Source organism: Streptomyces sp. MMCC 100, assembly GCF_041538145.2.
Classification (GTDB): Bacteria; Actinomycetota; Actinomycetes; order Streptomycetales; family Streptomycetaceae; genus Streptomyces.
In genome coordinates, this window is sequence record NZ_JBGORK020000001.1 from 5,274,689 (window position 1) to 5,294,428 (window position 19,740).

Consider the following 19,740-nt stretch of genomic DNA (forward strand, 5'->3'; position numbering starts at 1 on the left):
ATCTGTCGGGGGCTCGGTGAAGGTGACGCCCTCAGTGCCTCGGTGGTCACACGCTAGAGGGGGCACGACGGCCCGCGCTTCTCGATTACTGATCCGTCGGAAACTCGATCACTGATCCGCCGGAAATCGGAACGGACCCGTCCGGGTGAATCCGTGTCGGCCCCCGGCGTCCGGGTACGCGGTCCGCACCCCCTGAGGATGTGGAGGGAGACATGCAGCGAGGCAGCGACCGGATGAGCGTCCACCGCGACGACGAAATGAAGCATGAACTGCAGGGTCTGCTCAGGTCCGGGCACCCCACCCGCAGCGAGGAGTGGAACGACCCGGAGCCGGCCGCCGAGGACGATCCGGACGTCATGTACGGACCCGTGACACCGGGCCGTGGACCGACGTACCTGGAGGCCCTGCGGCTCGAGCTGGCCCGGAACCTGACGCGGGGCAGCTTCCCCGCGGGACCGCGGGAACTGACCCGCGCACTGCGCCGCGGCAACGCGCCGGACGCCCTCGTCGAGGGGCTGGACCGACTGCCGGACAAGGCGCGATACGAGAACGTCCAGGAGCTGGCGGTGGCCCTCACCGAGAGCGGCCGGTCCGGTCCGTCCGGTACGTGAAGGAAGGGAATCGGAACTCCATGCGCATCGCATTTCTCACCGCGCCCGAGGGCGTGGAACAGGTCGAACTGACCGAGCCGTGGAAGGCGGCGAAGGACGCGGGTCACGACCCCGTGCTCGTCTCCACGCAGTCCGGCGAGATCCAGGGCTTCAACCACCTCGACAAGGCGGACACGTTCCCGGTCGACGAGGTGGTGGGCGACACGTCCGCCGACTCCTTCGGCGGTCTCGTCCTGCCCGGCGGGGTGGCCAACCCCGACTTCCTGCGGACGGACGAGAAGGCCGTGGCGTTCGTCAGGGACTTCTTCGAGCAGGGCCGGCCGGTGGCCGCCATCTGCCACGCACCGTGGACGCTCGTCGAGGCGGACGTCGTCCGCGGCCGGACCCTGACCTCGTGGCCCAGCCTGCAGACCGACCTGCGCAACGCGGGCGCCACCTGGGTCGACGAACAGGTCAAGGTCTGCGACGCGGGCGGCAACACGCTGATCACCAGCCGCAAGCCGGACGACCTCAAGGCGTTCTGCGAGACCTACCTCGCGGAGTTCGCCAAGGCGGGCGGCTGACGGAACGGGCGACTGACGGAACGGCGGACGGGCCATCGGCGATGGATTGCCGGTGGCCCGCCGTCACGTTCAGCCACCGGGCGTGGCGGTCTGGCCGCAGCCGCCGCGTTCCCGGGCGCCCTCACGGGTGCGGCCCGGGGCCACCGGGCGCCGTGGATTGCGGCGCAGCCACTCGCCCTCCAGCCGGGCCATGCGGTCGTTGTGGGCCCGCAGCGCGTCGTTCGAGCCGTACAGGAGGGTGTCGTGGCGCGTGCGGTGGATGGTCTCCAGCTCTTTCATCAGCTGCTGGTCGTCCAGGCGGCCCGGGTCCACTCCGGTCATGGTGTCGTCCCGCGTGTCGTGTTCGTTCATGCGTCCCGGGTACCCGCCCCGGAGCACTACCACCCCCGAGCGGCACCCGGGAGGGCAGCCACATGGATCTCGCGTTTCTGCACCCCCTCTACGAACATCAGGGGCCCTGGGCCTCCGTCTACGTCGACCTCTCCCGGCACACGGAGGACACCCCCCACGAGCGCGAGCTGACGGCCGCCGCGGTGGCCCGGGAGCTGGCGGAGCAGGGCGCCGACGACGCCACCTGCCAGGCGGTGCGGGAGGCGGTCGCCGGACTGCGGCACGCCACCGACCCGCACGGACGGGCTCTGTTCGCGTGTGCCGGGCAGGTGATCCTCGATCCGCCGCTGGCCCGGCCCCCGTACGGCGGGACCACCGCCGACTGGGCCCCGCTGCCGCACGTCACGCCGCTGCTCGATCTGGCCGGCGAGGACCCGGTGTGCGTGGTGGCGTACATCGACCGCAAGGGCGCCGACTTCGAGCTGCGCAGTGCGCTGGGCAGCTCCGACGCGGGCGGCGTCACCGGCCGGCAGTGGCCGGTGCACCGCACGAGCAGCGTGGACTGGTCGGAGCGTCACTTCCAGCTCCGGGTGGAGAACACCTGGGAGCACAACGCGGCGGAGATCGCGGACGCGCTCGCGGTGTGCCAGGAGGAGACGGGCGCCGACCTGCTGATCCTGGTGGGCGACGACCGGGAGCGGCGCTCGGTGCACGAGCGGCTGCCCTCGCGTCTCCAGGAGCGCGTCGCCGAGGCCTCCCGCGGCGCCGGCAGCAGGCTGCTGGACGACGAGGTGGAGGGGCTGCGCGAGGACCACGTCCGCAGCCGCGCCCGGGAGGACCTGGACCGGTTCCTGGCCGCCCGGTCACCGGACGACGAGGGCCGGTCCGGCGCGGCGGAGGGCGTGCCCGCGCTGGTCGAGGCCGCCCGGGAGCACCGCATCGACGAACTGCTGGTCATCCCGGACGCCCCCGACACGCACCGCGAGGTGTGGATCGGCGAGGACGCCGACCAGGTGGCGGTGCGCCGTACCGAGCTGAAGACGCTCGGCGAGCAGAACTCCTGGTCGGCGCGGGCGGACGACGCCCTGCTGCGCTCGGCGGTGATGACCGGCGCCCCGGCGATCTCGGTGACGCCGGTGCTGCCGCCGGAGACCGCCGACAAGGCGCCGGTGGGCGGCCTCGGGGCGCTGCTGCGCTGGAAGTGATCTCCGCGGACGTCAGCGCGCCCGCTCCACCCGCCGTTCGTCCCAGACCGGCTCCGGCGTCTCGCGCACCCGCCCGTCGCTGCCGAAGACCAGGTACCGGTCGAAGGAGCGGGCGAACCAGCGGTCGTGGGTGACCGCGAGGACCGTGCCCTCGAAGCCCTCCAGGCCCTCCTGGAGGGCTTCGGCCGATTCCAGGTCGAGGTTGTCGGTGGGCTCGTCGAGGAGCAGGGCGGTGACGCCCTGGAGTTCGAGCAGCAGGATTTGGAAGCGGGCCTGCTGACCGCCGGAGAGCCGGTCGAAGGACTGCTCGGCCTGCTGGGTCAGCTCGTAGCGGCGCAGCCGGGACATGGCGGCGCCCCGGTCCTGGGAGTGCTCGGTCCACAGGATGTCCAGGAGGGTGCGGCCCAGCAGCTCGGGGTGGGCGTGGGTCTGCGCGAAGTGGCCGGGCACCACGCGCGCCCCGAGTTTCCAGTTCCCGGTGTGCGCCACGTCGTCGCCGGCCAGCAGCCGCAGGAAGTGCGACTTGCCGGAGCCGTTGGAGCCGAGGACGGCGACCCGTTCGCCGTAGAAGACCTCCAGGTCGAAGGGTTTCATCAGCCCCGTGAGTTCCAGTTGCTCGCAGGTGACGGCGCGGACGCCGGTGCGGCCGCCCTTCAGGCGCATCCTGATGTCCTGCTCGCGCGGCGGCTCGGGCGGCGGTCCGGCCTCCTCGAACTTGCGCAGCCTGGTCTGGGCGGCCCGGTAGCGGGACGCCATGTCGGGGCTGTTCTCGGCGGCCTGACGCAGCGCCAGCACCAGCTTCTTCAGCTGCGCGTGCTTCTCGTCCCAGCGGCGGCGCAGTTCCTCGAAGCGGGCGAAGCGTTCGCGGCGGGCCTCGTGGAAGGTGTCGAAACCGCCGCCGTGCACCCAGGCGTCGGCGCCCGCGGGGCCGGGTTCGACGGAGACGATCTTCTGGGCGGCGCGGGCGAGCAGTTCCCGGTCGTGGGAGACGAACAGGACGGTCTTGCGGGTCTCGGCGAGCCGCTCCTCCAGCCAGCGCTTGCCGGGTACGTCGAGGTAGTTGTCCGGCTCGTCGAGCAGCAGCACCTCGTCGGTGCCGCGCAGCAGCGCCTCCAGGACCAGGCGTTTCTGCTCGCCCCCGGAGAGCGTGCCCACCTGCCGCCACTGAGCCTTCTCGTACGGCATCCCGAGCGCGGCGGTGGTGCAGATGTCCCACAGGGTCTCGGCCTCGTACCCGCGCGCCTCGGCCCAGTCGGCGAGTGCCTGCGCGTACGTCAGCTGGGCGGCCTCGTCGTCGACCGTCATGATCGCGTGTTCGGCGGCGTCGACGGCGCGGGCGGCCTCGCGGATCCGGGGCTGTGCCACGGACACCAGCAGGTCGCGCACGGTCGTCTCGTCCCGTACGGAGCCGACGAACTGGCGCATGACGCCGAGGCCGCCGGTGACGGTGACGGAGCCGCCGTGCGGCTTCAGCTCGCCGGCCAGCAGGCGCAGCAGGGTGGTCTTGCCCGCGCCGTTGGGTCCGACGAGGGACACGACGGCCCCCTCCCCCACCCGGAAGGAGACGTCGCCGAGGAGTGTCCTCCCGTCGGGGAGGCAGTACTCCAGGTGCGCGGCTTCGAGGTGACCCATGGGACCGGATTCTGCAGCTCCGGCCGTGCTTCGGGCAAACCGTTTTCGGCCGCCCGCCGAGGGTACGTGGCGCGGACCACCGGCAGGAAACTCCGTCCGCAGGGTAGGCGGGACCCATGAGCCCCGACGTAGACCTCACCGCCCCCACGCCCGGCCCGCATCCCCTCCGCAACGGCTTCCTGCGGCTGGACCAGCGGGTGTTCGAGGCCGTCGCCGCCCGCACCTGGCCCGGCGCCGATCCCCTGCTGCCCCGGTTGAGCCGCAGTGCCAACCACGGGGTGCTGTGGTTCGCGGCGGGGGCCGCGCTGGCGGCGTCGCGTACCCCGAGGGCCCGGCGCGCCGCCGCCCGGGGCCTGGCCTCGCTGAGCCTGGCCTCGCTGACGATCAACACCCTCGGCAAGCGCTCGGTGCGCCGGCCCCGGCCGGTCCTGGACCCGGTGCCGCTGGTGCGGCAGCTGAAGCGGCAGCCGATCACGACGTCCTTCCCGTCCGGACACGCCGCGTCGGCCGCCGCGTTCGCGACCGGCGTCGCGCTGGAGTCCCCGGCGTGGGGTGCGGCCGTGGCCCCGGTGGCCGCCGCGGTCGCCCTGTCCCGGGTCTACACCGGCGTCCACTTCCCCAGCGACGTACTGGCCGGTGCGGCGCTCGGGGCGGGGGCCGCGTTCGCCGTACGGGGGATGGTGCCGACGCGGGCCCAGCACACCCCGCCGGCCCGGCCGCGTGCGGAGGTGCCCGCGCTGCCCGGCGGCGAGGGTCTCGTCATGGTCGCCAACGTCGGCTCGGGCACCTCGGACCGGGTGCGGGCCCTGTGCGACGCGCTGCCCGACGCCGAGGTCGTGGAGTGCGAGCCGGGGGACGTCCGGGCCGAGCTCGAGAAGGCGGCCGGCCACGCCCGCGTGCTCGGCGTGTGCGGCGGCGACGGCACCGTGAACGCCGCGGCCGAGATCGCGCTCCGCCACGGGCTGCCCCTCGCGGTACTGCCCGGCGGCACGCTCAACCACTTCGCCTACGACCTGGGCGTGGAGGACGTAAGGGACCTGTGCGGGGCGCTGGAGCGGGGCGAAGGAGTGCGGGTGGACGTGGGCCGATTCGCTTCCGGCGGGCGGCGCGGCGTCTTCCTGAACACCTTCAGCCTCGGGGCGTACCCGGAGCTGGTGAACGAGCGGGAGCGCTGGTCGCCCCGGATAGGCGGCTGGCCGGCCGGGGTGCTGGCGGCCGTGCGGGTGCTGCGTGCCGACCGGCACCCGCTGGAGGCCGAGGTGCGGGGCCGCAGGCGGCCGCTGTGGATGCTGTTCGCGGGCAACGGCACGTACCACCGCCGGGGTCTCGCCTCGGGCCGCCGACTCGACCTGGCGGACGGCCAGTTGGACGTGCGGGTGGTGCACGGGGGCCGCCGGCCGGCCCTGCGGCTGCTCTCGGCGGCCATCGCTGGACCGCTGACCCGCTCCCCCGCCCACGCGGCGGTGCAGGTGCCCCGGCTGCGCCTGTCGGGGGTCGCGCCGGGCACGCTGATGGCGTTCGACGGTGAGCTGACGGAGACCGAGGGCGACCTGACGCTGGAGAAGCTGCCCGAGGCGCTCACGGTGTACCGGCCGCTGCCCGGCGGCGGACTGCTGCCCTGACGCCGACTCTGCCGACTCTGCTGGCTCTGCCGACTCTGCCGGCCCTCCACCCGCTCTCCCGACGATCCTGACGTACCGTCGGTCCATATAGCGATACACCCATCTCACCATGCGGCTGACGGGCGTACCGTGATCACACTGTCGGGAGAGGGGATCCACCATGCCGAAGCCGCATGAGACCGCCGTCTACACGCACGGGCACCACGAGTCCGTGCTCCGCTCGCACACCTGGCGCACCGCCGAGAACTCCGCCGCCTACCTGCTCGGATCCCTGCGGCCGCACATGCGGGTCCTGGACATCGGCTGCGGACCCGGCACCATCACCGCGGACCTGGCGGAACTGGTCCCGGACGGCCACGTCACCGGCGTGGACCGGGCTCCGGAGATCGTGGAGCGGGCCCGGGCCACGGCCGCCGAGCGCGGGCTGGGCAACACCGACTTCGCGGTCGCGGACGTGCACGCGCTGGACTACCCGGACGACACCTTCTGCGTCGTCCACGCCCATCAGGTGCTCCAGCACGTGGGCGACCCGGTGCGGGCGCTGCGTGAGATGAAGAGGGTCGCCCGGCCGAACGGCATCATCGCCGTCCGTGACTCCGACTACGGCGCCATGACGTGGTTCCCCGCCTCCCCCGGCATGGACGACTGGCTGGACCTGTACCGCCGGGTGGCCCGCGCCAACGGGGGCGAGCCGGACGCCGGGCGCCGGCTGAAGGCCTGGGCGCTCGAGGCCGGGTTCACCGACATCACGGCGACCTCGGCCACCTGGACCTTCGCCACGCCCGAGGAGCGGGAGTGGTGGAGCGGTCTGTGGGCGGACCGCACCCTGGCGTCGGCGTACGCGGAACGCGCCACCGACGGCGGCCATGCGACCCCGGAGGAACTGCGCGCCGTCTCGGCGGCCTGGCGGGAGTGGGGAAAGCGGCCTGAAAGCTGGTTCAGCGTCCTGCACGGAGAGATTCTGTGCCGAAAGAAAGCATGACCGACGCCTGTTCGGCGAATTTCGGGAAACCAGTACGGCAGGAGGTTCAAACATTATGGTTCCGCTTCTGCTCGTACTGCTTCTCGCGATCGTCCTTTTCGGTTTCGGATTCGCGGTGAAGGTTCTCTGGTGGATCGCCCTGGCGGTCCTGGTCCTGTGGCTGCTGGGTTTCCTGGCCCGCGGGACGAAGACCGGCGGCGGCAGGGGCCGCTGGTACCGGTGGTGAACCACCGGTGACGGACAACAGATGACGAACGACAGGTGACGAGGCTGCTGCCCCGGGAGATCTCACTCCCGGGGCAGTAGCGGTCCCAGCGGCCCGAGGTCCAGGTTCAGGTCCTCGGGCCGCAGTCCGTAGCGGTCGCGCAGTTCGGTCATGCGGTCGTCGAGGAGCATCAGGGTGAGCCCGATCCGCTCCTCCTGATCCTCACTCAGGTCGCCCTCGTCGACGCGGCGCAGCGCCTGGCGTTCCATGAGCTGGCGCAGCAGCTCGACGACCGTCAGCACCAGTTTGACCAGGTCGCGCTCGACCGTGTCCGGTTCGAGGTCGAGGCGGCGCTTGCGGGGCTCGGGGGGTCCGGGATGTTCGCTCACGTCAGTCCCCGAACGGTGAGGGAACGTTGCGGTTGACCGAGCTGATCAGCGCGTTCAGGTCGATGCGGACCAGGTCGACGTCCGCGATGCGCAGCGTGACGTCGCCGGTGATGACGACTCCGCCGGCGAGCAGCCGGTCGAGCAGGTCCACGAGCGCGATCTCACGGCGCTCCACGACGGTCACGATTCCTCCCCCGCTTTCTCTCCGGCGGTCTCTCCCCCACCGGTCTCGTCTCCGGCGAAGGAATAGGCCGCCCATGGTCCGGTGAGTTCCACGCGAATTCCGGGGGCGTCGTCCTTCGTGCGGTCCACCATTTCGACGAATTCCTCGGATGCGTCGCGGCCCACCAGATAGGCGGCATTGAGGACGTTCCGTCCGGCGGCCCCGGAAAGGCGCGGATTCTGCGGCGCGTGGAGCCGCGCGTCGTCGGCCCGGCCGGACAGCGCCGTGTGCAGACCCGTGGCGAACTCCTCGGCCCTGCTCCATTGGTCTTCGTTCGCCCGGGACTGCCGGCGCCGCTGCCGCAGGTAGTCCCGGCCCGAGACGGGCTTCGGTGCGGGCCGGGCCGATGCGGCCGGCCGTTCGGTCCCCGCCTGCTCCGCCTGCTCCGCCTGCTCCGTTTCGACGTACACCTTCACGCCCCACTCCACCCGCCCGTCCAGCCGGTCGAGCGTGCGCCGGAAGGCCGCCTCACGCTCCTGCAGCATCACGCGTACGCCGCTGTCGTCCCGGAAGACGGTGGCCAGCCGGAGCGGCAGCGGGGTGGTCACGGCGGTGAGCGCGTCGACGACCTGCTGGTGCGCGCGTGCGGTGGCGGTCAGCCAGTCCAGGTCCTCCAAGTGGTCGCGCAGCGCCTCCTCGCTGAAGTCGGCCTCGGGCACATGGCTGACGACGGCGACCAGGTCGCCGTGCGGCAGCAGCCGGGGCGGGTCGCCCGCCACCCCCGTGAGCTGGGCCTGGAGGGCCGCGTCGAACGGGCGGCAGACGGCGTAGACGTAGCGCAGTCCGGTCACGGCGCCTCCCTCGGTACGCGGCCCGGGTCCAGCTCACGCAGGCGTTCGCGCAGCGCCGCGTTCTCCCGGGTGAGTTCGTCCTGCCGGGCGCGCGAGGACAGTGCGGGGTCGCTTTCCCACCAGTCGATGCCCATCTCCTTGGCCTTGTCGACGGAGGCGACGACGAGCCGCAGCTTGATGGTCAGCAACTCGATGTCGAGCAGGTTGATCTTTATGTCGCCCGCGATGACGACACCCTTGTCGAGCACCCGCTCCAGGATGTCGGCGAGGTTGGCGCTCTGTCCCTGGCCGTAGGGATCGGGCAGCCGGCTGGGGGTGGTCATCGACGGCTCCCGCCCTCGGCGTCCTCGTACTCCTCACGGGGCGCGTACTCGTCCTCCCCGGCTTCCTTGTCCGCCTCGGGTTCCTCGTACTCGCCCTCCGGTTCCTCCTCGTACCCCTCCTCGGGCTCGCCCTCCGGCGCTTCCTCGTACTCGCCCTCGGGCTCTTCTTCGTACTCGTCCCCGCCCTCGGGCTCTTCCTCGTACTCGCCCTCGGACTCCTGCTCACCTTCGGACTCCTGCTCACCCTCGGGCTCCTGCTCGCCCTCGGTGTCCGCCTCGCCCTCGGACTCCTGTCCTTGCTCCCGGTCCTGCTCCTGCTGCTCTTCCTCCTCCGCGACCGCGTCCTCGTGGCTGCGGACAACCTCGCCGTCGCGGATCTCGCCGCGCCAGCCGTCGTCGGCCTCGCCCTTGAGGGTGATGTGGCGGACGTAATTCTTCAGGTCGAGCCGGGCCCGGCGGCCCTGGGCGCGCCAGATGTTGCCGGTCTTCTCGAACAGGCCCTTCGGGTAGTACTCGATGACCAGGACCACGCGGGTCAGATTGTGGGCCAGCTCGTGGAAGCTGACGACTCCCTTGGTGGAGCCCTTGGCGCCCTCCGACGTCCAGGAGATCCGGTCGTCGGGCACCTGCTCGGTGGTCGTCGCCTTCCAGCTGCGGTTGGACCAGAAGACCTTCAGCTGCCAGTCGGAGGCCGTGTCGTCGGCGCGGTTCGCGCTCTTGACGCCCTTGGCGAAGGTGCTGAAGTCCTGGTACTGGGTCCACTGGTCGTAGGCCGTGCGCAGCGGTACGCCGACGTCGACGTACTCGATGATGACCGTCGGCTTCTGACCGCCGCCGCCCTTCTTCCCGCCCTTGCCGCCGGTGAGGTTCTTGAAGGCACCGACCACGTTGTCCTTCACCTTGCCGGCGCCGACCTCGAGGGCGGCCCGCATCGGGCCCTTGCCCTCGGCGAGCTTGCGTCCGCCGTCGAGGGCGAGCTTGCCGAATCCGGGGCTGTTGCCCTCGGCGATGTCGTTGAGCTTGCCGGTGGTCTCGCCGAGCTTGGTGCCGAAGCCGGTCAGCAGCCGAGTGGCCTGGGCGGCGAGGTAGTCCTGCACCTCGGACTTGAGGCGGTCGGCCGCCTCGCTCTGCGCCACGTCGGTCAGCGGGTTCTTCTTGGCGGCCTTTCCTGCCGTGGAGGCCGCGGAGCCTGCGGTGTCGCTCATCGCTCACCACCGTCCTTCGAGCGCCGGGCACCGGCGGTCTTCTTGCCGACCGCCTTCTTGGCGGGCTGGGCGCGCTTCGCCGCCGCCTTCTTCGCGGGGGCCTTGGCGGCGGCCTTCTTGGCGGGCGCCTGCTTCGCGGTCTTCCGCGCCTCGGGCGGAGCCTTCTTCGCGGGCCGCTCGCGCCGAGGCGCACGCCGCTCGTCCTGTTGGCCCTGCTGGTCCTGCTCGCCCTGCTGGTCCTGCTGTTCCTGCTGGTCCTGCTGTTCCTCGTGCTCCGCGTCCTGCTCCGAGTCCTCCGAGGCCTCGGAGTCGTGGGAGTCGTCGGATCCGACGCCGGGCGCCTTGGACGCCACGCCGGAGAGCTGGTCGCGCACCTCGGCGGTGCGTCCGTGCAGCCGGTCGGCCAGCGCGTCGATCTGTCGCTCGACCATGGCGCCCGAGGCCGCCTTGCCCACGCCCCGCAGGTCAGTGCGCAGCTGGTCCCCTATCTCCTTGAACTGGGGGTTGTTCTGCAGTTGCCCGGAGACCAGTTCGGCGATGCCCTTCGGGGTCAGGTTCATCTTCTTGCCGGCCACCATGGTGCCCACGGCGACCGCGAGTTTCAGTTTCTTCGTGCGTCCCAGCAGATAGCCGGCCCCTACCGCGAGGCCCAGTCCCACTCGATTCATGGTGCCGTCCCGTTGCCCAATCCCGCGCTTGTGCGCGTAGCGATCTCCAGCCGGTCCAGAAGCTCGTCCTCCTGTCGGTCGAACTCCTCCTCGGTGATCTCGCCGGCCTCCAACTGCTCTTCCAAGCGGGCAAGTTCGGCCCGTACCGTGGCGGGGTCGTAGTAGATCCGCTCGGCCTCGTCCAGCACCTGTCTGATGGCCCAGGCGCTGCCGCGCACCGGTGCGAACGGCAGCAGCAGGACCTCCGAGATCAGTCCCATGACGTCACCCCACTCCGGCGTCCACCCCGCCGGCCGCCGTGCCCGCGGGCTCGGCGGGGCCGGGCTCGACGAAGCTGTACGGCGGCAGCGGGCCGTTCACGCGGACCTCCAGGTGCGGCATCCGGCCGCGGGCCCGCTCGACGGCGGCCAGGAACTCGTCAGCCGCCTCCCGCTTGACCAGGAACGAGACGTTGGCCAGCCAGCCGGTGGACTCGGGACCCACGCTCACGGCGTCGGCGGCCGGTTCCAGGGCGCGTTCCAGCGTGGTGGCGTCCTCGGCCTCCTTGCCCTTGACCGCGGCCGCGACCATCTCGCCGAGCCGGATCTTCGTCTCGTACGTTCCGCCCCCCGCCTGCCTGTTGGACTCCGCGAGGGCGCGGATCTCGGGGTTCTGGGCCATCACGTGGTGCAGCACGGCCTCTTCGACGTGGGTGGCCTTGATGTTGTACTCGACCCGGCCGTCCAGCGCCCCCAGACGTTCCGCGTAGTGTTCGGCACGCTCGGCGAGCACCCCGGTGACCGCCTTGTCGTCCGGGGCGACGCTGCCGAAGCGCATGGGCAGCACACAGCCGTCCGCGCCGACCTCGCTCAGCACATTCTGGTGGGCGAGCAGTTCCCTGCGCTTGGGGCGCAGTCCCTCGGGCGCGTCGCTGACGACGGCCGCCAGGTCGCCCTCCTTGAGGATCCGCACCTCGCGCGGCGGGTCACCGACTCCGCCCGTGCCCTCGGGGAGCGAGGGATGCGCGGCGGCGGTGATGCCGTAGACGTACGTACTCACTCCTGCTCCTCCTTCCGGCGCGAGGGCGCGGCCTTGCGGGCGCGCGGACGCGATGAGGTCTCGCGCTCGGAGCCGCCCTCGTCACGGGCCTGCTTGAACGCGTCGGAGATGGTCTCGGCGGCGCCGGACAGCGCCCCCTTGGACTTGCCGCGGGCGCCGGACTCGGTCATCTCGCCGACCAGGTCGGGCAGCCCCGGGTCCTTGCGCGGGCCGGCCTCCAGGTCGAGCCGGTTGCATGCCTCGGCGAAGCGCAGATAGGTGTCCACGCTGGCGACGACGACACGGACGTCGATCTTCAGGATCTCGATGCCGACCAGGGAGACACGCACGAATGCGTCGATGACGAGCCCCCTGTCCAGAACAAGCTCAAGCACGTCGTAAAGGCCGCTGCTGCCGCCTCCGCCGCCGGTCTGTTGTGCCGGTACGACAGTCATGCCAGCTATTCCTCCGTCTAGTCCGTCTTATCTGTCTTGATCGTCTTGTCTGTCTCGATCGTCTTGTCTGTCTCGTCCACGGCCTAGCGGCTGCCGCGGGAGTCGGCCCGACCGCGCTCGTAGCGCCGCACGCGCCGATAGCCCGTGAGCTGCCCCTCGGCGTCCAGTTCCACCTGGTAGCTCGCCATCAGGCTCATGGTGTCGGGCACCCGCTCCAGCTCCAGGACCTCGACCTCCAGCGCCCAGCCCTCCTCCGTCTGCTCGAAGGACGACACGGACTCGGCGGTCATACCGGTGAGCTCCGCCAACTGGGCTCGCGCCTCGCGCAGAACCTCCATAGGCTTGGGACGACGCGACTCCTGTGGTGTGTGTGACTCGTGTGAGTCATGCGACTCGCGTGAACTCTGGTGCGAGTCTTGCGATTCGGGCGTCTTCTTGGTGTTGGTCATGGCCACCTCGTCACTCGGGTGGCCGCATGTGTGTTCGCCAAACCTCGTCAGGCCGCACCGTGCCGCGCGGGGGGTGCTCAGCCTCACGGGGGGTGCTCAGCCGCACGGGTGTTCAGCCGCTGAGGGCGCGCTCAGCCACGCAGGGCGTTCAGCCGCCGCCGGGCGGGGCCCAGGGCCCGGACGCGGTTCGTGAGTCCGGCCCAGGGCCGGGTGCGGGCCTGCTCGACGGCGTCCGCGACGGACCAGCGGCGGGCGTGCAGGGCGGGGTCGTCCACCTGGTCCCAGGAGATGGGTGTGGCCACGGGGGCGCCGGGGCGGGCGCGCACGGTGAAGGGGGCGACCGCGGTCTGGGCGTAGGCGTTGCGCTGGATGTCGAGGTAGAGCCGGTCGCCCCGGTCCTTCTTGCGGGCGGCGGTGGTGAGCCGGTCGGGGTGGGCCGCGGCCAGGACGTCGGCGACCGCCCGCGCGAACTCCCGTACGTCGTCGAAGTCCTGGTGGCCGTCCAGCGGGACGACGACGTGCAGTCCCCGGGAGCCGGTGGTCATCGGCGCCGAGGGCAGCTTCAGCTCGTCGAGCAGTTCCCCCAGCAGCCGGGCCGCCGTCCGGACCGCCTCGAAGTCGTCTCCGGCCGGGTCGAGGTCGAAGACCATGCGGTCGGGCCGGTCGACCCGGTCGGCCCGGGACAGCCAGCGGTGCAGGGTGAGCGCGGCCTGGTCGGCGAGGTAGACGAGGGTGGCGGAGTCGTCGCAGACGGTGTGGCAGACCGTGCCGCCCTCCTTGCCGACCTCGACCCGGTCGATCCACTCCGGGTAGTGCTCCGGGGTGTTCTTCTGCATGAACCGCGGTCCGTCGATCCCGTCCGGGTGCCGCTCCAGCATCAGGGGGCGGCCCCGCAGGTGGGGCAGCATGAACGGGGCGACGGCGCGGTGGTAGTCGACGAGATCGCCCTTGGTGTACTCCTCGCTACCGCCGTCACCGGCCGGGAACAGCACCTTGTCCGGCCGGTGGATCTCGACCGTGTGCCGGCCGGCCCGCACGGTCCGGGAGCCGCCGCCGCTCCCGCTGCGGCTCCCGCTCCCGCTCCCGCTTTTGCTCCCGCTCCCGCTCCCACTCACGCTCACGCTCACGGAACGATCGCCTGCTCCACGAGCATCCGTGCGGCCGCCTCGATGGACTCGGCGTCGATCCCCGCGCCGTGCAGTTCCTCCGCCGGGGTGGCGGAGCCCGGCATCGTCGTGACCGCGAGCCGCACCAGCCGGGGCACGGGCCGTCCGTCCGAGAACGCGTCGAGGACGGCGTCGCCGATGCCGCCCTCCCGCCGGTGGTCCTCCACGGTCACCAGGCAGCCGGTCTCCTCGGCGGCCGCGCGCAGCGTGGCCCGGTCCACGGGCTTGACCGAGTACAGGTCGATCACCCGGACCGGGATGCCGTCCCGTTCGAGGGCGTCGGCCGCGGCGAGCGCCTCGTGCAGCGTGACGCCGGCCGCGACGACGGTGAGCCGGTCGCGGTCGGAGGAGCGCAGCACCTTGCTGCCGCCGACGGGGAACTCCTCGTCGGGGCCGTAGATCACCTTGCTCTCGCCGCGCGAGGTGCGCAGGTAACGGATGCCCTCCAGGCCGGCCATCTCGGCGACCAGGCGCGCGGCCTGGTTGGCGTCGCACGGGTACAGCACGGTCGAGCCGTGGATGGCCCGCATCATCGCGAGGTCCTCCAGACCCATCTGGCTGGGCCCGTCCTGGCCGATGGCGACGCCCGCGTGGGAGCCGACGAGGTTGATGCCGGAGCCGCTGATCGAGGCCATGCGCACGAAGTCGTAGGCGCGGGTCAGGAAGGCGGCGAAGGTGGTGGCGAACGGCACCCAGCCGCGCGCCGCCATCCCCACCGCGGCGGCGACCATCTGCTGCTCGGCGATGTAGCACTCGAAGTAGCGCTCGGGGTGTTCCTTGGCGAAGAACTCGGCCCGCGTGGAGTCACCGACCTCGCCGTCGAGGGCGACGACGTCCCCGCGCGCGGTGCCGACCGCGGCGAGCGCCTCGCCGAAGGCGTTGCGGGTGGCGACCTCGTCGCCCTTGTCGTAGCGGGGCAGCTCGGTCTGCCCAGTCCCTGTGGAGTGCAGGGCTCGTGCGGCCTCGGGCTCGTGCACGCGCAGCCTGATGTCGCGGGGGCCGCCGAGTTCGGCGACGGCCTCCTCGGCCTTGGGCAGCGGCTTGCCGTGCTGTCCCTCGCGGTCCTCCACGGCCTCGACGCCCTTGCCCTTGAGGGTGCGGGCGATGATCGCGGTGGGCTGGCCCTTGGTGGACAGGGCCTCGCCGTAGGCGCGGTCGATGGCGTCGACGTCGTGGCCGTCGATCTCGATCGTGTGCCACTCGAAGGCCCGGAAACGGCGCGCGTAGGCGTCGAGGTCGTGGCCGTGCCGGGTGGGTCCGCGCTGGCCGAGGCGGTTGACGTCGACGATCACGGTGAGGTTGTCGAGGTGCTCGTGCCCGGCGTGCTCGGCGGCCTCCCACACCGATCCCTCGGCCATCTCGCTGTCGCCGCACAGCACCCACACGCGGTAGTCGTTGTGGTCGAGCCGCTTGCCGGACAGCGCGATGCCGACACCCACGGGCAGCCCCTGCCCGAGCGAACCGGTGGCCGTCTCGACCCACGGCAGCCGCTGCGGCGTGGGGTGCCCCTCCAGGCGGCTGCCGAGCTTGCGGAAGGTGAGCAGCTCTTCGTCGTCGATGGCGCCGGCCGCCTTGAAGGCGGAGTAGAGCAGGGGCGAGGCGTGCCCCTTGGAGAGCACGAAGCGGTCGTTGCCGGGGTGGGCGGGGCGCTCGAAGTCGTAGCGGAGGTGGTTGGCCAGCAGTACGGCCACCAGGTCCGCGGCGGACATCGACGACGTCGGGTGCCCGGAGCCCGCGGCGGTGGACGCCCGTACGCTGTCGACGCGCAACTGCTGTCCGAGGTCGACGAGTTCACCGGTGTTCATGAGTCTCCTTCTGCGGCACGGCCGTCGGTGCGCTTGACGGGGCCGGGGGCGATGTCGGGTCCCGGGGGCGGCTGGTTCGCCGGCGGTTCGGGACCGGGGTCGGTGGGCGGGCCCGCGGACCGGCTCGGTCCGGACGGGGCGGTGGGCCGTTTGCCGACGGAACCCGCACCGGCCGCGCGGGAGGCCTTGCCCGGCTTTCCGGAGCCTCCCCGGCCGGGACGTGGTCCGGCGGCTTCGACGGCGCGGCGGGGCTTGCCGGACGCGCGGGGCGAGCCGGACTGCCCCTTGTTCGCGTGCCCACCGTGCGGCTGGTTCTTGGCCGGTTCACCACCGGGCTGGTTCTTGGCCGGCTCGCCACCCGGGCGGGCCTTCGCGGGCTCGCCGCCCGGCTGGCTCCTGGCCGGCTCGACACCCGGGCGCGCCTTCGCGGGCTCGGCCCCCGGCTGGGCCTCCGCCGACTCGCCGCCCGGCTTGTCGCCGGCCTGTTCGGTGTCCTTGCTGTCCTTGCTGTCCTTGCTGTCCTTGCTGTCCTCGCTGTCCTTGCTGCCCTTGCTGTCCTTGCTGATGTCGCTCCCGGTGTCCGTCCCGGTCCGTTCCGGACGCCCCGGTACCCGCGCGACCTCGGGCGACGACGACTCCAGCGGTACGGACCAGGACCGTACGAGGCCGAGCTGCACGGCCTGGCGGGGCAGCACCGCGTCGAGCAGCCAGTCGGCGGCGACCCGCACGCGGTTGCCCGGCATCGCCGCGAGGTGGTACCCGCGGGTGACCGCACCCGCCGCCGGGCCGGACATCGGCAGGCCGAGCGGGTTGGCGGCGGCCTTGGCACCGCCGAGGTCCACGACGAACCCCATGTCGCGGTGGCGGTAGGCCCGCCTCTGCCCCCTGCCGAGCGAGGCGACGACGTTCTGCGCGCAGACCTTGCCGTGCCGCCAGGCGTGCTGGGCGGTCATCGGCGTGTACTGGCCCGGCTGGTTCAGGTCCGGCACGGCGGCCACGTCACCGCAGGCGAACAGCTCGGGCCGCCCCGGCACCTGGAGGTGGGGGTCGACGAGCAGCCGGCCGCGTTCCATGGGCAGCCCCAGGGACTCCACCAGCGGGTCGGGCCGCACTCCCACGCACCACACCAGGGTGCGGGTGTCGATGCTCGTGCCGTCGGTCAGCAGGACCCCGTCGTGCGTGGCCTCCTTCACGGAGGTCCCCATCCGCACGTCGACGCCCCGCTGCCGCAGGACACGCTCGGCGGTACGGGAGAGCCGTTCGTCCATCTCCGGCATGACCCGGGGGGCCACGTCGAGCAGCATCCAGCGGGGCCGCATGCCGGTGCGCATCGGGTGCTTGCGGACCTGCGCGTCGGTGTACATCGCGCCGTGCGCGGCGACCTCGGTGCCGGTGTATCCCGCGCCGACCACGACGAAGGTGCACCGCGCGGCGCACTCCGCCCGGTCGTCGGAGGCCGCGGCGAGTTCCACCTGCCGGGTCACGTGGTCGCGCAGGTAGAGCGCCTCCGGCAGCCCGCGGAAGCCGTGGGCGTGCTCGGCGACGCCGGGGATGGGCAGCAGCTTGTTGACGCTGCCCGCGGCGAGCACCAGCCGGTCGAAGGACAGGGTGCCCTCCTCGCCCTCCGGGCCGGTGTAGTGCACGGCGCGTCCGTCGAGGTCGATGCCGTCGGCCTCGCCGAGCACCAGCCGTACGTGCGGCAGCGTGCCCGACAGGGAGACGCTGACCCGGCGCGGTTCCAGGATTCCGGCGGCGACCTGGGGCAGCAGGGGCAGGTAGAGGAAGTAGTCGGTCGGGTTGAGCAGGGTGATGTCGGCCTGGTGCCGGGTGAGCCGGGACAGGGTGCGGGCCGTCCGGTACCCGGCGAAGCCGGCACCGACGATCACGATGCGGGGTCGGCTCACGGTTCGCCTCCGGGCTGTCGCGTACCTCGTGAGCCTTCCGCGTCCCCTTGACCAGGGCGCCCAAACGTCCACGGGGAAGCCGCGACCCGCCGGCGAGGAAGCGCCGCGCCGCCGGTTTCCGGCCCGGCGCCCGGGTACCCGGCCCCGGACCCACCCGCACCCTGTCCGGAGGCACCCCCTCATGCCCGAGTACGGCTATTTCCTCTCGTGCGAGCAGTACGGTCCCGCGGAGCTCATCGAGCAGGCGCGGATGGCCGAGCAGGCCGGATTCCAGGCGCTGTGGATCTCCGACCACTACCACCCCTGGAACGGCGAACAGGGCCAGAGCCCGTTCGTGTGGTCGGTGATCGGCGCCCTGTCCGACGCCGTGTCCCTGCCGGTGGAGACGGCGGTGACCTGCCCGACCGTGCGTATCCACCCGGCGGTGGTGGCCCAGGCCGCGGCGACCAGCGCGGTGATGACGGACGGCCGCTTCCGGCTGGGCGTCGGCACCGGCGAAGCGCTGAACGAGCACATCTTCGGCGATGCCTGGCCCGCCGCGCACGTCCGCCTGGAGATGCTCGAGGAAGCCATCCTGATCATCCGCCGACTGCTCACCGGCGAGGAGGTCAACCACCACGGCACCCACTACACGGTGGAGAACGCCCGCCTGTACACGGTGCCGGACGAGCCGGTCCCGATCGACATCTCGGGCTTCGGCCCGGCGGCGACGAAACTGGCGGCCAGGGTCGGCGACGGCTACATCACGATGATGCCGGACACCTCGATGGTGGAGCAGTACCGCAAGGGCGGGGGCGGCGGGAAGCTGGTCAGCGGGGGCACGAAGGTCTGCTACGACACCGACAAGGACGCGGCCGTACGCACGGTGCACCGGCTGTGGGCCAACGAACAGCTGCCCGGCGAGCTGGGCCAGGTGCTGCCCTCGCCGAAGCACTTCGAGCAGGCGCAGACCCTGGTCACCGAGGACATGGTCCGCGACAACCGGGTGTGCGGCGACGACGTGGACGAGCACGTCGCGGAGCTGAAGCAGTTCGCGGACGCCGGCTTCGACCGCGTCTACGTCAACCAGATCGGCCCGGACCTGCGCGGCTTCTTCGACCTCTACCGCACCAAGGTGCTGCCGCAGCTCCAGCAGAGCGCCTGACGGACGTCACGGCCGGACGGCACAGGGGTACGCCCCGCACGGATCGCCTGTCCGTGCGGGGCGTACCTCTGCCCGCGGCCGGTCAGCCGCGCTCCCGCCCGGCCTCGGGGTCGATGTCGTCCTGGCGCGGGGCCGCCGGCCCGGTGCCGCCCGGGGCGGGCGTGCCCGCGCCCGGGGCCCCGGTCGCTCCGCCCGCGCCGCCGGGCGCGACGGGCGGCATCGGCGGATACGGCATGCCGAGTCCGCTCGGGGGCGCGCCGGGCGGACCGCCGCCGACGACGTGGGCGGGCCCGGCGCCGTGGGCGGAGCCCGGCCCGGAGGCGTGCGGCCGGGCCGCGCCGCGCAGCAGGTGGGCCACGACGCCCAGGAGGGCGGCCGTGATCAGCGCGGCGGCCCAGCCGGGCAGTGCGACGGCGAGTGCCAGTCCCACGGCGAGCGCGACGGCGGCGCCCGCGTACAGGGCGGCGGTGCCGGACGCGGCGTACAGCGTGGCCTTGCGGCGCTGCCTGCGGGTCTGTTCGCGCAGTTCGTCGCGCACGGTCTCGCGTGCCACCTGCGCCAGTTCGTCGACCAGTTGCCTGTCCAGGTGTTCCAAGTGATCCATGCGTTCCATGGGTTGCGGGTACCCGCGGGCCCGACTTCCATGGCCGGAGCGGGAGTGGCCGGCCGGTGGACCCAACTAGGCTCCTCCGTATGGACATTCTGGGAGCCACACTGCGCATCTACGTCGACGACCTGGACAAGGCGATCCCCTTCTACGAGGGCCTGGCCGGTGGCGAGGCCCTCCGTTTCGAACGCGGTGGCGTCGAAGTCGCCGCCGTCGGCTGCTTCCTGCTGATGAGCGGGCCCGAGTCCCAACTCGAGGTGCTGCGCAAGGTGGCCGCGACGATCGCCGTGACGGACGTCGAGGAGACGCACCGCGTACTCAGCTCACTGGGCGCGGACATCATCGCCGGCCCGGTCCCCACTCCGGCGGGCCGCAACCTGATCGCCCGGCACCCGGACGGGGCGATCTACGAGTACGTGGACCGGCAGCAGAAGTAGGCGGGTT

At 72.3% G+C, this 19,740-nt stretch carries 24 protein-coding genes; 8 read left to right on the top strand and 16 right to left on the bottom strand.

Going from position 1 to position 19,740, the window contains the following annotated elements; all coding sequences use genetic code 11:
• Window positions 1-212 precede the first annotated feature (212 nt).
• Both ABS735_RS24540 and ABS735_RS24545 read left to right on the top strand, forming a co-directional pair.
• Entirely contained in the window at window positions 213-611 is a 399-nt protein-coding gene (locus ABS735_RS24540; RefSeq protein WP_373900404.1) for a DUF2795 domain-containing protein, read from the top strand.
• A gap of 20 nt (window positions 612-631) precedes the next feature.
• Window positions 632-1,174, top strand: a complete 543-nt coding sequence (locus tag ABS735_RS24545; RefSeq protein WP_373900403.1) for a type 1 glutamine amidotransferase domain-containing protein — start codon at window positions 632-634, stop codon at window positions 1,172-1,174.
• Window positions 1,175-1,243: 69 nt separating this feature from the next.
• Here the strand turns inward: ABS735_RS24545 and ABS735_RS24550 are convergent, their stop codons facing one another.
• A complete protein-coding gene (locus ABS735_RS24550; RefSeq protein WP_373900402.1) occupies window positions 1,244-1,525 on the bottom strand; it encodes a DUF6158 family protein in 282 nt (93 codons plus the stop codon).
• Window positions 1,526-1,587: 62 nt separating this feature from the next.
• Between ABS735_RS24550 and ABS735_RS24555 the strand changes: the two genes are divergently transcribed.
• Complete coding sequence (locus tag ABS735_RS24555) at window positions 1,588-2,709, top strand: baeRF2 domain-containing protein (RefSeq protein WP_373900401.1); 1,122 nt, start codon at window positions 1,588-1,590, stop codon at window positions 2,707-2,709.
• A 12-nt stretch (window positions 2,710-2,721) separates the two neighbouring features.
• Here the strand turns inward: ABS735_RS24555 and ABS735_RS24560 are convergent, their stop codons facing one another.
• A complete protein-coding gene (locus ABS735_RS24560; RefSeq protein ID WP_373900400.1) occupies window positions 2,722-4,341 on the bottom strand; it encodes an ABC-F family ATP-binding cassette domain-containing protein in 1,620 nt (539 codons plus the stop codon).
• A 116-nt stretch (window positions 4,342-4,457) separates the two neighbouring features.
• Between ABS735_RS24560 and ABS735_RS24565 the strand changes: the two genes are divergently transcribed.
• The 3 genes from ABS735_RS24565 to ABS735_RS24575 all read left to right on the top strand — a co-directional run bounded on the left by ABS735_RS24565 (window position 4,458) and on the right by ABS735_RS24575 (window position 7,171).
• On the top strand, window positions 4,458-5,963 hold the full coding sequence (locus ABS735_RS24565) for a bifunctional phosphatase PAP2/diacylglycerol kinase family protein (protein ID WP_373900399.1): 1,506 nt from the start codon (window positions 4,458-4,460) through the stop codon (window positions 5,961-5,963).
• A gap of 160 nt (window positions 5,964-6,123) precedes the next feature.
• Window positions 6,124-6,945: a class I SAM-dependent methyltransferase gene (locus ABS735_RS24570; RefSeq protein WP_373900398.1), complete on the top strand. Its 822-nt coding sequence runs from the start codon at window positions 6,124-6,126 to the stop codon at window positions 6,943-6,945.
• 55 nt (window positions 6,946-7,000) lie between these two features.
• On the top strand, window positions 7,001-7,171 hold the full coding sequence (locus ABS735_RS24575) for a hydrophobic protein (RefSeq protein ID WP_373900397.1): 171 nt from the start codon (window positions 7,001-7,003) through the stop codon (window positions 7,169-7,171).
• Between the two features lie 62 nt (window positions 7,172-7,233).
• Here ABS735_RS24575 and ABS735_RS24580 read toward each other — a convergent pair whose 3' ends face one another.
• From ABS735_RS24580 to ABS735_RS24640, 13 genes are all read right to left on the bottom strand, one after another.
• Window positions 7,234-7,539 (bottom strand): gas vesicle protein K, encoded by a 306-nt coding sequence (locus ABS735_RS24580; protein WP_373900396.1) that lies wholly within the window; start codon window positions 7,537-7,539, stop codon window positions 7,234-7,236.
• Between the two features lies 1 nt (window position 7,540).
• Window positions 7,541-7,723 carry a gas vesicle protein gene (locus ABS735_RS24585; protein ID WP_003972471.1) on the bottom strand — a complete coding sequence of 61 codons (183 nt, stop codon included), beginning with the start codon at window positions 7,721-7,723 and terminating at the stop codon, window positions 7,541-7,543.
• On the bottom strand, window positions 7,720-8,553 hold the full coding sequence (locus tag ABS735_RS24590; protein ID WP_373900395.1) for a GvpL/GvpF family gas vesicle protein: 834 nt from the start codon (window positions 8,551-8,553) through the stop codon (window positions 7,720-7,722). The genes ABS735_RS24585 and ABS735_RS24590 overlap by 4 nt, the downstream gene beginning before the upstream one ends.
• The gene (locus tag ABS735_RS24595) at window positions 8,550-8,876 is read right to left on the bottom strand and encodes a gas vesicle protein (RefSeq protein WP_007445598.1); all 327 of its coding nucleotides are present in this window, start codon (window positions 8,874-8,876) and stop codon (window positions 8,550-8,552) included. Before ABS735_RS24595 ends, ABS735_RS24590 begins: the two co-directional genes overlap by 4 nt.
• Window positions 8,873-10,081: an SRPBCC family protein gene (locus tag ABS735_RS24600; protein ID WP_373900394.1), complete on the bottom strand. Its 1,209-nt coding sequence runs from the start codon at window positions 10,079-10,081 to the stop codon at window positions 8,873-8,875. Before ABS735_RS24600 ends, ABS735_RS24595 begins: the two co-directional genes overlap by 4 nt.
• A complete protein-coding gene (locus tag ABS735_RS24605) occupies window positions 10,078-10,749 on the bottom strand; it encodes a DNA primase (protein ID WP_373900393.1) in 672 nt (223 codons plus the stop codon). Before ABS735_RS24605 ends, ABS735_RS24600 begins: the two co-directional genes overlap by 4 nt.
• Window positions 10,746-11,009 (bottom strand): gas vesicle protein GvpG, encoded by a 264-nt coding sequence (locus ABS735_RS24610; protein ID WP_127894903.1) that lies wholly within the window; start codon window positions 11,007-11,009, stop codon window positions 10,746-10,748. Before ABS735_RS24610 ends, ABS735_RS24605 begins: the two co-directional genes overlap by 4 nt.
• Before the next feature lie 4 nt (window positions 11,010-11,013).
• On the bottom strand, window positions 11,014-11,787 hold the full coding sequence (locus tag ABS735_RS24615) for a GvpL/GvpF family gas vesicle protein (RefSeq protein ID WP_373900391.1): 774 nt from the start codon (window positions 11,785-11,787) through the stop codon (window positions 11,014-11,016).
• A complete protein-coding gene (locus tag ABS735_RS24620; protein WP_030178468.1) occupies window positions 11,784-12,221 on the bottom strand; it encodes a gas vesicle structural protein GvpA in 438 nt (145 codons plus the stop codon). Before ABS735_RS24620 ends, ABS735_RS24615 begins: the two co-directional genes overlap by 4 nt.
• A gap of 83 nt (window positions 12,222-12,304) precedes the next feature.
• Complete coding sequence (locus tag ABS735_RS24625; RefSeq protein ID WP_373900390.1) at window positions 12,305-12,670, bottom strand: gas vesicle protein GvpO; 366 nt, start codon at window positions 12,668-12,670, stop codon at window positions 12,305-12,307.
• Window positions 12,671-12,801: 131 nt separating this feature from the next.
• Window positions 12,802-13,707, bottom strand: coding sequence for a non-homologous end-joining DNA ligase (gene ligD, locus ABS735_RS24630; protein WP_373901257.1), 906 nt, complete (start codon window positions 13,705-13,707; stop codon window positions 12,802-12,804).
• An 86-nt stretch (window positions 13,708-13,793) separates the two neighbouring features.
• Window positions 13,794-15,641 carry a transketolase gene (locus ABS735_RS24635; RefSeq protein ID WP_373900389.1) on the bottom strand — a complete coding sequence of 616 codons (1,848 nt, stop codon included), beginning with the start codon at window positions 15,639-15,641 and terminating at the stop codon, window positions 13,794-13,796.
• Entirely contained in the window at window positions 15,638-17,545 is a 1,908-nt protein-coding gene (locus tag ABS735_RS24640) for an NAD(P)/FAD-dependent oxidoreductase (RefSeq protein ID WP_373900388.1), read from the bottom strand. Before ABS735_RS24640 ends, ABS735_RS24635 begins: the two co-directional genes overlap by 4 nt.
• A 181-nt stretch (window positions 17,546-17,726) precedes the next feature.
• On the opposite strand from ABS735_RS24640, the gene ABS735_RS24645 reads away from it, so the two are divergent.
• The gene (locus ABS735_RS24645; protein ID WP_373900387.1) at window positions 17,727-18,689 is read left to right on the top strand and encodes an LLM class F420-dependent oxidoreductase; all 963 of its coding nucleotides are present in this window, start codon (window positions 17,727-17,729) and stop codon (window positions 18,687-18,689) included.
• 82 nt (window positions 18,690-18,771) lie between these two features.
• Here ABS735_RS24645 and ABS735_RS24650 read toward each other — a convergent pair whose 3' ends face one another.
• Window positions 18,772-19,302: a phage holin family protein gene (locus ABS735_RS24650; protein WP_373900386.1), complete on the bottom strand. Its 531-nt coding sequence runs from the start codon at window positions 19,300-19,302 to the stop codon at window positions 18,772-18,774.
• An 80-nt stretch (window positions 19,303-19,382) separates the two neighbouring features.
• On the opposite strand from ABS735_RS24650, the gene ABS735_RS24655 reads away from it, so the two are divergent.
• On the top strand, window positions 19,383-19,733 hold the full coding sequence (locus tag ABS735_RS24655; protein WP_373900385.1) for a VOC family protein: 351 nt from the start codon (window positions 19,383-19,385) through the stop codon (window positions 19,731-19,733).
• Window positions 19,734-19,740 lie beyond the last annotated feature (7 nt).